Consider the following 14,345-nt stretch of genomic DNA (forward strand, 5'->3'; position numbering starts at 1 on the left):
TTACGACCGGACAGCGCTTTGGTCTCCCGATGTCGCGTCCTGCAATGTCGCCGATGCCGCTGCATGAGCCTTGTTCATCTCCTCTCGCAGTGTGGCCTCGGCTGCCCTCATCAGCGCATCGCGGCGCTCTCCCAAAAGCGCATCTTCGCGCCGCGTCGATGGCAAAAGCGCTCCGATCAAAGCACCCAGACCGAAGGCAACGGCGCCAACCGCAAGGGGTTGGTCATCCATGAATGTCTTCGATCTTGATGAGAGTTTGGCGACACTCGCTTCGACACGCTCCTGTGCCTCCACCGCGGCACGGCGTGTTTGCAACACACGTTTGCGCGCCGGTGCGGGCAAGCTCTCCAAACCCTTGTCCATTGCTTTTCTCAGTTGCGAAGCAGAATACTTTTCCTGTGTCATGCCTGACATCTCCTTCTTGATCGCCGCATCCGCCGAAGCGACGCGGTCGTCAAAACCGATCATGGATTGTTTTGGGGGGACAGCGGTGCGCGTCGGCGCGGGCTTTGACGCACGCGCGCCCGTTCCGGTCAGCAGCAGCCCGATGCCAGCGCCCACCAAGGCAAACGCCGCGGGGTTGTTTTGTGCCGCATGCCAAGCCTGGCGACCGATCTCGCCACCATATTCGTGCGCAATGTTGGAAATGTCCGCCGATGCGCGGTCGGGTCTCGTCACTTCCGTCAGCATGTTGAGTGACTGACCCAAGGCGGCGCGATCCCGCTCAACCTGTGTCTCGATGTCCTGAATCTCACGCATGGCTTGCCTCTTTGATGGTATCAATGTCGCGGGAGATATTCGCTGCCGTTCTAGATGGGCTAAGCGCCTCCGCGCTCAGACGCGACTTGCCCACGATAGACAAGACAAGCGCAACGATCAGCAAACCCGCGCCCACCAGAAGAGCGGCAACAACGGCGGGAACCCCCACCATGGCGAGTGCCGCCACCAGCGCGGATGCCAGAACGTTCAGTGCCACCAACGCCAATAGTGCGGCGATCCCGAAAAAGACCAGCCCAACGGTGGCCCGCGACACATTGCGTTTCATCTCTGCCTTGGCAAGCTCCAGTTCGCCCTGGACCAGAGAAGACAAGTGCCGCACCGTCGAAGCGAGATGACCCGGCGCATCGCGTAAATCATGATGCGCCATTGCTGCGATCTCCTTGCGGCCTGGCAATGTCGTCCGGGCCGTGCGGGGTTTCACGTGTCCAAGGATCGTTGAAAGCCTGTTGCGATGCTGCTTCCGCCGGCGATCTGGCCTTAAGAAAACGTGTGGCGGCAAAACCAATGATCGCCGCACCTGCCAGAAAAATGGCAGGGTTTTCGCGGGCGAAGTTCGATACCTGGCGCATGGAGGAGGAGACATCTGTGGTGCGCAGCGAATGCGCGAACCCTTCGATCTGATCGGCAACCTGCTGAACAGCTTGTGCCTGAACGCTCCCCGCTGGAAACTGTTCGGCTGCGGCGTCTGCCGCATCAGCAGCTTCCTGCACGCGTTGTGCCGCCGAACTGCGCGCGTCCTCTTCCCTCTGCTGCAACTCGCGTCGGGCAAGGTTTGCTGCCCGGTGGCCAAGGTCAGAGGCTGCCTCACGTGCTTCAGTCCCTAAGTCCGATCTCTCGGTCATAGCCAAACTCCTCTTATTAACCATCATCGAAACAACGCGCTGCGATGACTAAGGTTCCAAAAGAAAAAACCCGGCTTGAAGACCGGGATTTTTCCAAAACGGCATATCGTAACGGCTAATCACGCTTCGCCAGAATTAAGCCGACAAGCAAGCCTAGGCCGGCTGCGCCAGCAAGAGCAATCCCCGGGTTATCGCGAACAAATTTACCGGTTTGCTGGGATATCCGATCAATTTCATCTGACCCTTTAGCCAGCGCGACATCAAACTCGTCTTTCACTTTTTCAACAGCTGCAGATATGTCGGAAGACATATTCGATTCTTTATCTTGCTGACTGTTTGTCACAGATACTTTTTTACTGCTGCATTCAGTATTTGGAATAGCTTCGGCCATTTCTTTCTCCAATTTCGGTTTTTAGCTCAAGCGGTCGTCAACTGCGCAAAGCGCGTGCCACCAGAGAAACAAGAAACAGGACGACAAATACGACGAACAGAATTTGCGCAATCCCTGCCGACGCTCCGGCAATACCGCCAAAGCCCAAGATACCGGCAACCAGCGCAACGATGAGGAAGGTCAAAGCCCAACCAAGCATGAGATATCTCCATTTGTGAGCGCTCCAGAGCGCGATCTATGTAGTTAACGCCTTGCCGGGCAAAAGAGTTCCCCCGTTGCCCAGGACTGCTTGGTTGAGCCTTATTTTTATTTTGTTTTCAGCCTCTAAGCTTGTGCATGTGCTGCCCGGGCCTTTCGCTTGGTTGTCATAACAAACAGGGCCACCCAACGGCGGCCCTGCAGATCAAGAAGTTCTGATGTCAGTTCCAGAAACCTTCATCGACGCCTTCCATCGACTCCAGCTGCTCTTCGCTCAGCCGCGTCACGAACGCGTATGATTGGTCATCGACGGCGACCAGATTGACATCTTCAACGGGGATCATGACATGCTTGTCACCGATGTCGAGAAAACCGCCAACTTCAGCCACGATACCGATCATTTGCCCTTTTTTGGACAGCACGATATCTTCGATTTGGCCAATTTGGCTCCATTCATCGCTCACCGCGTCATGCATCGGCGCCATCGACCAGGAATCCCACGAGTTGTCGTTTGCATTTGTGGTGTAAACAGTACCGCCTGTGATATCACGCGAACGAATAAGTTCAGCGGTATCCATTTCGTAAGATGCACTCTCAGCCGCTTTCGCAGCCTCGGTTTCCGTTTTCGTCGTCATATTGCCGGCGAAAGCGGAAGTCGCAGCGAGTGCAATGGCGACGGCAGTTGTCGTCATCAGTTTCATTTCAAGTCTCCCATAATATCTACGAAAAACAAACAGATGAAGACGATTAAAGTTCCAGTAAAATGATGTCATTTGGAATTTTAACTCCCAAGCGCTGACTTTCCGATCTTGACGACCCTTGAACCTACGGAAGCCAAGGTAAATCCATCTTCTAACGATCCTGCAGGAACGCGCCTCTCATCCCTTGGCCCCGGTTGGGCCGGACTGCATCCGCAAGCGCCTGATCTTCGCTGAAATCGCTCACACGATGTCTTCGGTCACGCCTGGCAAGTGCTGTTGATAGTCCTGCATCTTTTCCGCGTCATGAGACACCAGAAATCCGTTGCGCCGTTCCGGCAAGCTGACGGTGTTTCGTTTCACAGCCGTCTGCCACCAGGCCGCAGCCGTCTCGATGGCGCGGCCCTCCTCGGGCAGATCGCTCCACCAATGGGCGCAACAGGCCCGCCACAGCTTATCGATCCGGTCCCGCTCGGTGATGCGCAGCGCCGTTTCCGTATCCCACCGCATCGACCGTCCATTCAGGTTGGCCGAGCCCACCATCGCGAAATCATCATCGCAGATCAGCACCTTGTTGTGCACGTGGATGATGGGAGAGCCAGCCAGAACGCTCACCGCATCGCGCGCGGCCATCCGGGGCAGAACTGGCGTGGCGATGCATCCCCGCCCGTCGAATGCCGCCTGAACCCGCTGGACGTTCTTGGCGCCAAGCGCCATCCCATAGCGCGCATCGAGCCCCAGATTGCCTTCAAATGCCACGTCTTCCGGCACGGCCGGAAGCACCAGGATCAGGGACAGCTTCGCTCGGTCCTCCGCCGCCGCGATCAGCGCATCCGCAATGATGCTTGAGCGCAGGAACTGAGTTTCAATGTAGATCAGGTGCCGCGCCTTTTGGAAGGCTTGAACATGATCCTCCTCGATCTCGCGCAAAAGGGTGCGGGGGGACAACGCCCAGACATTTACTCTGCGCGGGGCCGAAAGCGTGCGCCGGATATGCCGCCCCGGCCGCGCAGGTTTGCGGCCAGAGATCTCATCCAGAAACGTGTCCAGATGTTGGGCGGCCTCTTCGGCCTCATCGCCTCGCAGAAGCAGTTGAACATCTGACCACGTCGCTGCAGCGATACAGTCGTGATCGGGGGTATCGAAGCGGCGGGGATTGAGATCCAGGCCGCCGATATAAAGAACCTGGCGATCTATCACTGCCATCTTCTGGTGATGCGACACGGTGTTCAGCGTCGGCAAGGCCTGCGGATCAAGCCCGATTGCCTGACGCTCCAGACGCGCCTTGTTCAGCGTGCGGAGCCGCGCGCGCATTTTGGCCAGCACGGTTGGCAGGAATGTCAGCCACGGCAATACACCTGCCCGCGCCGGATGCATCGACGGAACAACGATGAACCGCTCCGCGGCTTCGGGGCCCAACACTTCGGCCAAGGCCGCCGCTTGGCGCATGGTGCGCCACGTTGTTTCGTGCAGGGGCGTCGCCATGACGGGGTCAAAGTCGCTGACAACCAGGCGAAAGCGTACCCCCCTGCGCACCACATGTTCGATCAGATCAAACCATGTGTCACCGATGGCCCGCGCTTTCTCACTGATCAGCTTGGTGGAGAAGTCGAAGATGCGAAAACCGCCAGAGATCTCCTGCTCTGCATCCAACACGGCAGCCTCGAAGGCCGGCCAGGCCTCTTGAGCGGTGGTAAGGACCGAGAAATCGTCGTTCTTCGGCATTGGGGACTTTTGCGACATGGATCACTCGGCCTGGTGACGTTTGTTGACAATAAAGGGAACCAGACACGGAAAAGCCAGTCCGACCGGGCAAGTGAAAAGCGGCGCGTCGCATCAGTGGCAATGATACGGCAGGGCGCCGTGGATGTCTGTCATCTCACCCGAAATGCCAACGCGATCGCATCAGGACTTGGACAATGCGCAGATCGGTTTGGATATGTGGACGGCGAGGGCGATGATCGGAGGGAACATCGCGACAAGAAGCGCTGAAAAGATCAAATCAGGCATGGTGGTTTCTTTCATTTGCGAAAAACCTCTTTCAGGAACGTTTCGGCATCCAGTGAGGTTCCTTGGGCGGTCCCCATACCGCCTGCCGCCCGGAGGTGAACGTGAAAGAGGCCTCATTTGCCTCGCATCGCGGCCAAACGCATTCCACTCGATCCGGAAAACACATAACAAAGGTTGTGCAATACGACATAGAGAGCAGGATATGGTGTCGATCGCAGTCATAGGATCCGGCATCTCTGGCAGTGGCGCTGCATGGGCGCTGCATTCCTTCTCCCCTCATGACGTGGTGCTTTATGAAAAACGGGATCGGCCTGGTGGACATTCCGCCACCGTGGATATCGACTATGACGGGACGCCCACTGCTGTCGACACAGGCTTTATCGTTTACAATCAAGAGACTTATCCAAACCTGACCGCGCTTTTTGACCACCTCGGCGTCGCGACGGAGTGGAGCGATATGAGCTTCGGGGTCTCCGTCGGCGATGGCGCTCTGGAATGGAGTGGCGATCGCTTTGAGGCGCTGTTTGCCCAGCGGCGCAATCTTGTCTCGCCGCGTTTCTTGCGCATGCTCTGGGCCATCTTGCGGTTCAACCGGACCGCTTTGGCAGATCTAAGGCGCGGTGCCCTGACCGGGCTGACACTTGGCGACTACCTGAAGGCCGGACGTTACCCACCGAGTTTCATCGAGGACTATCTTGCCCCCATGGGCGCGGCGATCTGGTCCACGCCGGATGCTCAGATCATGATGTTCCCGGCGGAAAGCTTCGTACGGTTCTTCGCGAAACATGGATTGCTTCAGATCCGCCCGCCGGAGTGGCGCACGATAACAGGCGGTAGCCGAAACAGCATTGCCAAGTTAACCGGACCTTTGGGCGACGGACTGTTTCTGGGCCGGCAGGCGACCGAAGTCAGACGGCAGGGCGGCGGGGTCATGGTGACGGATACCACAGGCCAAAGCCGCCAGTTTGATCACGTCATCCTCGCCACCCACAGCGATCAGGCTTTGCAGGTCCTGCAAGACGCCACCGCAGCCGAGGCGTCGGTGCTGTCCAACGTCAGGTATCGCCCGAACACGGTCTATCTGCATCGCGATGCCCGCCTGATGCCGCGTCGGCGCAAGGTTTGGTCGGCCTGGAACTACATGGCATCGGCCCGCGCGGGTGGTGATCGCACCGGCCTCTCTGTCTCTTACTGGATGAACAAGCTCCAGAATATCGACCCCGCCTTTCCTGTCTTCATCACACTGAACCCGCCGGTTCCACCCGCTCCGGACAAGCTGTTTCTGAAGACCAGCTATGACCATCCGCAGTTTGATGCAGCGGCCCTTGCCGCGCAGCAACGCCTGCCTGAGATACAGGGCTCAGGCCGCATTCACTTTGCCGGGGCGTGGACCGGGTTCGGCTTTCATGAGGATGGGCTTCGGTCGGGCCTGATGGCCGCTGAGGCCCTTGGCGCACGCATACCCTGGCAGGTAGAGGACGGACATTCGCGATGCGCTTATCCCAACCATCTTTCCATTTGACCCAAGCACTTGATCTGGCGGATCTCTCATGCAGAACGGTGACGACATGACCCTCATTGACCCGATCCCTCTGCCCGCCCAAGACGCCCAGCTTCTGACCGCGGAAAATCGCAAGGCATTGACCCGGCATCTTCCCGCAATGGTGCGGCAAGCGCTTGGCATTCTGACGACGCTTGAATATGGGACCCTGGATATCGCCCTGCCCGGCGGCGCGTGCTTTCGCATCGAGACATCGACCCCTCAACCGTCGGCGGACATCACGATCCGATCCTACGATTTCATAGCCAAGGCGATCCGTCGCGGCGATATCGGTGTGGCCGAGGGCTTCATGGACGCGGAGTGGTCTTCAACCGATCTGACCCGCTTCCTCGAACTCTTCTGTTACAACGCGCATCTCATTCACGAGCGGATCGACAGCAATCCCATCGCGCGGCTTATGCTGCGCTTTCAGCATTGGCTTAATCGCAACACCAAAACCCAGGCCCGCCGAAACATCGCGGCCCATTATGACCTGGGCAATCCCTTCTATGAGCTTTGGCTCGATCCTTCGATGACCTACTCGTCCGCCCTTTACCAAACGGGCGCCGAAGATCTTGAAACCGCCCAGCGCGCCAAGTACGCGGCCCTCGCTGACGCAGTTAGAGTTCAACCTGGCGAACGAGTGCTAGAGATCGGTTGCGGCTGGGGCGGCTTTGCCGCTTACCTCGCCAAAGAGCGTGGGGCGCAAGTTACCGGCCTGACCATCAGTCAGGAACAGCTGGAGTTCGGGCGAGCCCACATAGAGCGCCTGGGCCTCGCCGGCCTTGTCGATCTACAACTACGGGACTACCGGGCAGAAGATGGAAAATACGACCGGATCGTCTCGGTCGAGATGTTCGAGGCGGTGGGAGAGGCATACTGGCCAGACTTTTTCGATATGCTTGCCCGCTGTCTCAAACCCGGAGGACGCGCAGGGCTGCAGGTTATCACGATCCAGGAGAAGTACTTCGAGCATTACCGACGCGGGACAGATTTCATACAGCACTACGTCTTTCCGGGGGGCATGCTGCCAACGCCGACCCACCTTCGTACCCTTGGCCATGAGGCGGGGTTGGACCAAATTTCGGAGCGGGTGTTTGGTGAAAGCTATGCCCGCACCCTCAGTGAATGGCGCGCCGCGTTTCTTCAGAACTGGGACGAGATTGCGCCAATGGGCTTTGATGATCGTTTCAAACGCCTCTGGCTTTATTACTTTCACTACTGCGAAGCCGGGTTTCGCGCTGGCAATATCGACGTGCGGCAGGTGATCTACGACCACGCGCAAAACTGAGCCGTATTTGTGCAGGAAATCAGTGACTGCGGCCCACGCCCCGCATAGACTTGCCATGCCACCGACCGGACAAGACAGCAGTGACACGCAATAAAGCAAGACCCCAGATGCCCGGGTGGTCCGCATGATGCGCGCGCCCAGCCTTCGTGTCACCATTCTGACGCTGTTTCTGGTTCTGACCGTGCCCGTTTTCCTGAGCGTTTTCACATATAGCTACTTCACCAGCAGCAAACTGGTCCGCGACGACACGATCGAACGCATCGCGCTGTATCAGGCGGACGTGGACGAAAGCATCGAAAACTTCTTTCGGGAGGTCGTCTCAAAGGCAGAAAGCGCCGCGATCGCAGGCTCCCTTCAAGCAGATTTCTATCTGGAACGCAGCGCCATAGACTATCTGACCTCTGTAACGCTCGGCACGCCGGGCGTGCTCAGCACCTATGTCGGGCTGGAGGCGGATGGCAGTTTTCTTCAGGCGCGGCGGATGCAGACCGGTCAGCGCGTCAATGATCAGGATTTGCCCCCCGGAAGCGTCTTTGCCCGGCGCTGGATCACGGCGGACGGCACGGGGACGCGGATCGACACCTATGCGTTCGAGGACGCGCAGGGCGAACCGCTTGGGCAACTCAGCAATGTGACGGCGTACGACCCCCGTCTGCGCATGTGGTACGAGGTCACCCGCGACGGAGGAGAGGTCACGATCTCGGACCCGGACGTCTTTGCGGCGCTCGGGCTGGTGGGCTTTACCGTGGCAGCGCCGATCTATTGGGACCAAGAACTGGGCGGGATTGCCGCCATCGACCTGACGCTGGACAGCCTGTCGGCCTACCTTGCCCGGCAAAGCGTCAGCCCCGCCTCCGCCAGTTTCATCCTGGACCAGCGCGGCAATGTACTGGCCAATTCCGACAAGGCCGCCGTCTTTCCGGACAGCGCGGGTGCGCTGCGCCTGCCTCATATCACCGAATGGCCCGATCCGATTGTCGGGGTTGCCTATGGTCAGCGGCCCCGGGGCGATGAGAACGGTGAGCCCTTTCTTCTGCAATATGACGGGCAGGATTATCTGGCATCGCTGAAACCGATCACAACGGTGCAGGACAAGGCCTGGCAGGTCTTCGTCATTGCCCCGATGGCCGACTTCAACACCGAAATCGCAAGCAACAATCGCCGGATGCTGATGATTGGCATCGGGGCGACGATCTTGCAGATCTTTGTCATCTGGCTGCTCGCCCAGCGGATCGCCCGCCCTCTCGAAATGCTGGTGCGCGATGTCGAACAGATCCGTGATCTTAGCCCTGATCCGCTGCCTCCGCTCCCCACCGTCCGGATCCGCGAAATTGCCCTTCTATCGCGCGCGGTGGGCACGCTGGACACCGCCATCCGGTCCTTCGCCTCCTTTGTTCCGGTCGGCCTTGTGCGCCAGCTTCTGCAATCTGAGCAGAAGCTTGAGATCGGGGGAAACAGCCGCTTCCTTACGGTGTTTTTCTCGGACATCGAGGGGTTTTCAGAACAATCCGAAAACCTGCCGTCGCGTGAGCTTTTGATGCGGGTGTCGGATTACCTGTCGATCCTGACCGGCGCAGTCAACGATGAGGCCGGCACCATCGACAAGTTCATCGGCGACGGCGTGATGGCCTTCTGGGGGGCGCCCACGCTGCTTGAGGATCACGCGAAACGCGCCTGCCTGGCGGCGCTGCGTGTCCAGATCGAGGTAAAGCGCCTTGGCCAGGATCTCATGGATCGCGGGATGGATCCGCTGAACGTGCGCATCGGCATTCACAGCGATGCCGTTCTTGTCGGCAATATCGGGTCCGCCGACCGGATGAGCTATACCGTTCTGGGCGACGGGGTGAATGTGGCCTCGCGGCTGGAGGCCATGAACAAGACCTACGGCACGCGCATCTGCATCAGCCACACGGTCTATCGGGAGGCCGGAGAAATCCTGTGCACCCGCCCGATCGGAGACGTGACCATCAAGGGGCGGCGCGGCTCCGTCACCATTTACGAATTGCTGGGCGCCTTCGAAGCCGGGGCAGAGTTTGAACCCGACGAACAAACCCTCAGCCTTGCCCTGCGCAGCCGGGATGCCTATGCGCGCCGGGCAGCGGGTGATCTTGAGGAGGCGCAAGTGCTTTATCGTGCCATTCTCGAAGACTTCCCCGACGACGGTGTGGCGCGCGCCGCTCTGGATCAGCTAGAGGACGATTTGGCTTCTTCGAACCGGACATAGCTAAAAAAGGCGATTTGCTTCAGGTGTGCCGAGGCTAGGCATGCGCATCGGCATAGTTCCGTTCGATCATGCGATGGACCCAGCGGCTTGCAACCACGATGATCTGCATCAGGATCACGAAAAGCACGATCATCAGCAAAAATAGCACATAGCGCCATGGGGTGTTTCCGATCAATTCTGCCTCGGTCAGCACCGCGCTCATGGCTTCGTTCACTCCGATAGCCGCCCCGAAACAGGATGCGGACACCAGGACCTGAAAGGCGCGCACCATGTTGGGGATCAGCAAAAGCGCGGCCCGATGGGCGCCACGGCGCCATTGAAGGATCGCATCGCCGACCTGATCGTAGGCATAAGAGCAGATGTAAGGCAGGCACGCCAGGGTCACGAAAACGATGCCGGGATCGTCAAACCAGTCTTCCAGGGCCGAATAATAGGGGCGCATCACACCAGCCAGAAAGAACATCGCGATATAGACAGGCATCGCCCGCAGCACATTCATCGACAGATCCGTGATGCGCGGCAGCACGGGCAGGCGCGATTTGTGTATCGCCGCCAGCAAGGCCCCCAGCGCCAAACCAAGGATCAACGCCATGAATGCGATCTGAAAGTTGATGATCAGACCTTGCGCAAAGTGCAGAGCGAACCCGTCGGAGAAAGGCAAATTCATCGCATCACCCCTCGACCAACGCACGCTCAAGACCGCGGTTCAGGGCACGGGAAAGCCGAACGACCGCCATCACGACAAGGATGTAAAAGATCAGAAGGATCCAGTAGGTCACGACCTGACTGCGCGAGAAGGACGCGATGTCATTCAGCGCGTTGGTCAGATCCGCCACACCGACAAAGCTCGCAGCGGCGATGCCGCGTGTTGCGTTGGTCAGAAAGGCTTCGATCTGCGGGGCTGCGCGCACGATGGCATGCCGCATCCGCTTGCCATCGCTCATCCGGCTGCCCAGGGACCGCCAGGCATCCGCGATCCCCTGACCGGCAAAGGCACCGTTGACGAGCGCAATCGAAATAATCGCCACGAAAAGCGCAACTGCCGTGGAGTAGAGAAGAATTGCATTCGCCAAGGCCGCGACGAAGACCAGGATCAGGATCGGCGGGCTGCCCTGAAACACAACGATCAGCAGATGCAGCGCGCCGCGCAACACACGATTTCGCGCCAGCAGGCCCCAGGCAAAAAGCAGTGCAATACCAAGGGTTGCGACCAATACACCCGCCACCGCTATCAACGAAATGATCGCCCCGTTGACCAGCAAATCCCAGGCAAACTGACTGTAAAGCACGCCAAAGGTCTCGTTCAGCCAGTCCTGAAATCCGGCCACCGCGACTTTCACCGGACCTTCGGCCAAGGTCGTATCCAGCGGTGGCAGCATGCAGGTTGCAGGGGCTTGCATGCAAAAGGGCTGGTTCCACGTGTCTTGCATGCGCAGCAGAAAGCCAAGCACGATCCCGTGGCTCTCTGCCATCTCAAGGAATGTGCCATCCGCGTGAAACCGCGCCGAGATCTGATCGAGCACCGAAGCCAACCGTTCGGTACCCTCCAGCCCGACGGCCATGCCCCATGGGATCTCCGACAGGCCCAGCTTGCGCTCGAACCGCCCACCGAAATCGTCGCTTGCCAAGGCATCGACCATCACGCTGTCATCCTGAACGATCAGCGAACAGGTTCCTGCCTCGAGGTTTTCCAGCAAGCGCGCGGGCGTGTCGAACAGCATGACGCGGGCCACACGCTCCACCAAAAGCGCGTTGGCGAAGTTGCCGACAGTGGTGCAGACCGTCTTGTCCGACACATCATCCCATGTCGCAATCGGCAAACGCCGATCACCGATGAGGATGGTCTCGCTGGAATAGTAATGCGGTCTGATAAAGCGCGCATTCGCGTCCCGGACCGAATTGTGGCCCATCGTTGCAATCACCAGATCAAGGGTCCCGTCCGACAGTGCCGAAATGCGGGTCACCGGGGTGACGGGTACCAACTCCGCTTCGACGCCTAAGGTGTCCGCGACCTTGCGGGCCAGATCAATCTCGTATCCCGACCGTTCGCCGCCCCGGTTTTCGGCAAATCGCGGATATCCGCTGCGCACGCCGATACGGATCGTGTCGGCACACAGGATCTCTTCCAAGCGATCCTGGTCCGGCTGGGCCTCACAATCTGCCAATCCTTCTACCTGAGCCCTTGCCTCATACAGCAGCGTCGCCGCGTCTTGTGCCTGGGCAGGTAACGATCCAACAAGCAGAAGCGCGGCAACACTCAGCGCGCGGATCACTGCAACGCCCCAAAGGGCGCGCGGCTCACAATCGCAAGGCAGACACGGCCAAAGCAATGTTCTCCGATGCGGAAGATGTCGGGGCTGCGCTGCAGAATTCCGGGCGTCAACGCCGCGACTTTCTGCGCTGGCAGAGGGACGATGATATCGTGGGATGTCGTCATCCGCAGCCCCGCAGCCGCGATCATTGCCTGGGTTCGGTCAAGGTCGATAAACCGGTTATGGGTAAAAACGGCCACTCCGTCCCGCGTCAGATGCTGGTCAAGGCCCGCGATAAACGGATAGAGAACAGCACGACCATCCGGCCCTCCCGCGCCCCAAGTCGGAAGCCGATGCGGCAGGTGCAGCGCATCGCAGGGAAAATGCGGCAGGTTGGCAAGGATCAAATCAAAGGTCCGGCCCGCAAGCGGCTCCCAGACGGGGCCTTGCACGTATTCAACACTGTCCGGCCGCGTGTCTATCGATGCGATGCAGTCCCGGGCCGCTTCAAGCCCCAGATCTTCGACATCCGTGACCGTCAGTCTGCGGGCGCCCAAAAGCGCGGCCTGCGCAGCAATCACTCCGTTTCCCGAGCCGATTTCACAAACACTCCGCCCCCTCACGATCTCTGGTCGGTCGCGCAAAAAGGACAAGATAAGCGAGGTATATTCACTTGGCTCAAACAGGGGCGTGCGTGTCGCCCTCACGGGCGGCGCAAGTTGGGACTCTGACATGTATTGACACTCCACAGCGACGCCAAAAGCGCCTTTAACCCGCCCATGAGCAGACTATCGCTTACCCGCCGAGCAAGCTAACGAAAAATGGAGTTTGGCCCGGCTTTACGACGCAATTTTCGATCAAAGTGCGACGAGAAGTGCAGCCAGAACACCGAACCAGTAGTGAATGACGATCACGCCCCCCAGGTTCTTTTGATAGAGGTAGGCATAGCCAAACAAAATCCCGGCGAAAAACGTCAGGATCACCGCATCGATCCCAAGGGTGACATGCAGCGAGGCAAAGATGGCGCTGGCCAAAAGAACCGAACGGTGCCCTTTTTCATCGGCCAGAAACTTCACAAATAGACCCTGAATAAGCCCGCGCGCGCCGATTTCCTGAACAACCGTGTGAAGAAAATACTGCAGCAGGAACGCGGAGGTGATCTGCACCGGACGCTCTTCAGGGGGCGTGTGCTCCGCGAAAAAGAGCATATAGACGATCACCGGAGAGGTCAGAACCGCGCAAAACAGAACCGCTTGCCAGATCGACTTGAAAAGCCCGTCGCGCTTGATGCCAAGATCCCGCAGCGGAATTTTGAGGACACGAATGATAAAAATCGACGGGATGGCAAAAAGGATCACCGTCTGCCATGAAAAACCCGGATCGTAGACATCTTCGACGTAATCCTCGGCCACCAGGTAAAAGAGCGAGGTTGAGATGATGAAGATCGCGATGGTGAAGATCAGGAAATAGCCGAACTGATTTTGCAGCGTGCGGGCTTCAAGTTGCGCGCGCATCCCTTTGAGCATCTCGTCACTCAACATGCGGGCACGGCGGACCACGGTCGTCGCCAGCGTGCCTTTGAGCTCTGTCAGAACGGAGTCATCGTCCAACCGGTCAACGTGAATGCGCAGGATGTGGCTTTCCGACGTCGCGCGGACCGACGCCGCTCTTCGACCGGAATCAAAGAGGGCCAGCTCTCCGATGCAATCGCCTGCATCTATGTCGTTTAGCTCGATCTCATCGCCATCCGGCGCCGTCCGAAAGGCTTTTGCCGTGCCCGACAGGATCAGGATCAGGTCTGTATCTGCATCCCCTTCGCGCAGCATCACCTCTCCGGCAGACAGGACCGCTTCGGAGGATACAGCCGCCAGCGCGTCCAGAGCTTCGGGAGAGAGAGCCTGAAAAGCCTCCGCGCCAGACAGATGACGATGGATAACTGGTGTCATGCTGAAGGCCTTTGCACGTGGACTGCTTCGTTGGCGCAGATCTAAGGAGTTTTGCCAATGCCGGGCAATATCGAAGTCCCTAGCACGGCTTGGAAGACGCCGCTTGGGCCGGGGTGATGCCGATTGTCCACGATTTCCCCGCCCCGTTGCGGGTTGAACAAAGTCGAGGTCTG

General features: G+C 58.7%; 14 protein-coding genes. 3 read left to right on the forward strand and 11 right to left on the reverse strand.

Annotated features, from left to right (window positions below):
• From CFI11_RS22595 to CFI11_RS22625, 7 genes are all read right to left on the reverse strand, one after another.
• Positions 1-759, reverse strand: a complete 759-nt coding sequence (locus CFI11_RS22595) for a hypothetical protein (RefSeq protein WP_130409737.1) — start codon at positions 757-759, stop codon at positions 1-3.
• A complete protein-coding gene (locus tag CFI11_RS22600; RefSeq protein WP_130409738.1) occupies positions 752-1,147 on the reverse strand; it encodes a phage holin family protein in 396 nt (131 codons plus the stop codon). The genes CFI11_RS22595 and CFI11_RS22600 overlap by 8 nt, the downstream gene beginning before the upstream one ends.
• On the reverse strand, positions 1,134-1,649 hold the full coding sequence (locus tag CFI11_RS22605) for a hypothetical protein (protein ID WP_130409739.1): 516 nt from the start codon (positions 1,647-1,649) through the stop codon (positions 1,134-1,136). Before CFI11_RS22605 ends, CFI11_RS22600 begins: the two co-directional genes overlap by 14 nt.
• 88 nt (positions 1,650-1,737) lie before the next feature.
• The gene (locus tag CFI11_RS22610) at positions 1,738-2,013 is read right to left on the reverse strand and encodes a hypothetical protein (protein WP_130409740.1); all 276 of its coding nucleotides are present in this window, start codon (positions 2,011-2,013) and stop codon (positions 1,738-1,740) included.
• A gap of 37 nt (positions 2,014-2,050) precedes the next feature.
• Complete coding sequence (locus tag CFI11_RS22615) at positions 2,051-2,212, reverse strand: DUF1328 domain-containing protein (RefSeq protein WP_130409741.1); 162 nt, start codon at positions 2,210-2,212, stop codon at positions 2,051-2,053.
• 220 nt (positions 2,213-2,432) lie between these two features.
• Positions 2,433-2,912, reverse strand: a complete 480-nt coding sequence (locus tag CFI11_RS22620) for a PRC-barrel domain-containing protein (protein WP_130409742.1) — start codon at positions 2,910-2,912, stop codon at positions 2,433-2,435.
• A 240-nt stretch (positions 2,913-3,152) separates the two neighbouring features.
• The gene (locus CFI11_RS22625; protein ID WP_254448993.1) at positions 3,153-4,634 is read right to left on the reverse strand and encodes a phospholipase D family protein; all 1,482 of its coding nucleotides are present in this window, start codon (positions 4,632-4,634) and stop codon (positions 3,153-3,155) included.
• Between the two features lie 487 nt (positions 4,635-5,121).
• Here CFI11_RS22625 and CFI11_RS22630 point away from each other — a divergent pair, with 487 nt between their 5' ends.
• From CFI11_RS22630 to CFI11_RS22640, 3 genes are all read left to right on the forward strand, one after another.
• Entirely contained in the window at positions 5,122-6,441 is a 1,320-nt protein-coding gene (locus CFI11_RS22630; protein WP_130409744.1) for an NAD(P)/FAD-dependent oxidoreductase, read from the forward strand.
• A 46-nt stretch (positions 6,442-6,487) separates the two neighbouring features.
• Positions 6,488-7,750 (forward strand): cyclopropane-fatty-acyl-phospholipid synthase family protein, encoded by a 1,263-nt coding sequence (locus tag CFI11_RS22635; RefSeq protein ID WP_130409745.1) that lies wholly within the window; start codon positions 6,488-6,490, stop codon positions 7,748-7,750.
• Positions 7,751-7,874: 124 nt separating this feature from the next.
• Positions 7,875-9,974: an adenylate/guanylate cyclase domain-containing protein gene (locus CFI11_RS22640; protein ID WP_130409746.1), complete on the forward strand. Its 2,100-nt coding sequence runs from the start codon at positions 7,875-7,877 to the stop codon at positions 9,972-9,974.
• Positions 9,975-10,008: 34 nt separating this feature from the next.
• Here the strand turns inward: CFI11_RS22640 and CFI11_RS22645 are convergent, their stop codons facing one another.
• The 4 genes from CFI11_RS22645 to CFI11_RS22660 form a co-directional block, all read right to left on the reverse strand.
• Positions 10,009-10,641, reverse strand: a complete 633-nt coding sequence (locus CFI11_RS22645) for a hypothetical protein (RefSeq protein ID WP_130409747.1) — start codon at positions 10,639-10,641, stop codon at positions 10,009-10,011.
• A 4-nt stretch (positions 10,642-10,645) separates the two neighbouring features.
• Positions 10,646-12,247 carry a transporter substrate-binding domain-containing protein gene (locus CFI11_RS22650; RefSeq protein WP_165390381.1) on the reverse strand — a complete coding sequence of 534 codons (1,602 nt, stop codon included), beginning with the start codon at positions 12,245-12,247 and terminating at the stop codon, positions 10,646-10,648.
• On the reverse strand, positions 12,244-12,960 hold the full coding sequence (locus CFI11_RS22655) for a methyltransferase (RefSeq protein ID WP_130409749.1): 717 nt from the start codon (positions 12,958-12,960) through the stop codon (positions 12,244-12,246). Before CFI11_RS22655 ends, CFI11_RS22650 begins: the two co-directional genes overlap by 4 nt.
• A gap of 123 nt (positions 12,961-13,083) precedes the next feature.
• Complete coding sequence (locus CFI11_RS22660; RefSeq protein WP_130409750.1) at positions 13,084-14,172, reverse strand: cyclic nucleotide-binding domain-containing protein; 1,089 nt, start codon at positions 14,170-14,172, stop codon at positions 13,084-13,086.
• Between the last annotated feature and the right edge of the window lie 173 nt (positions 14,173-14,345).

Source organism: Thalassococcus sp. S3 (genome assembly GCF_004216475.1).
In the GTDB taxonomy this organism is placed as follows: domain Bacteria; phylum Pseudomonadota; class Alphaproteobacteria; order Rhodobacterales; family Rhodobacteraceae.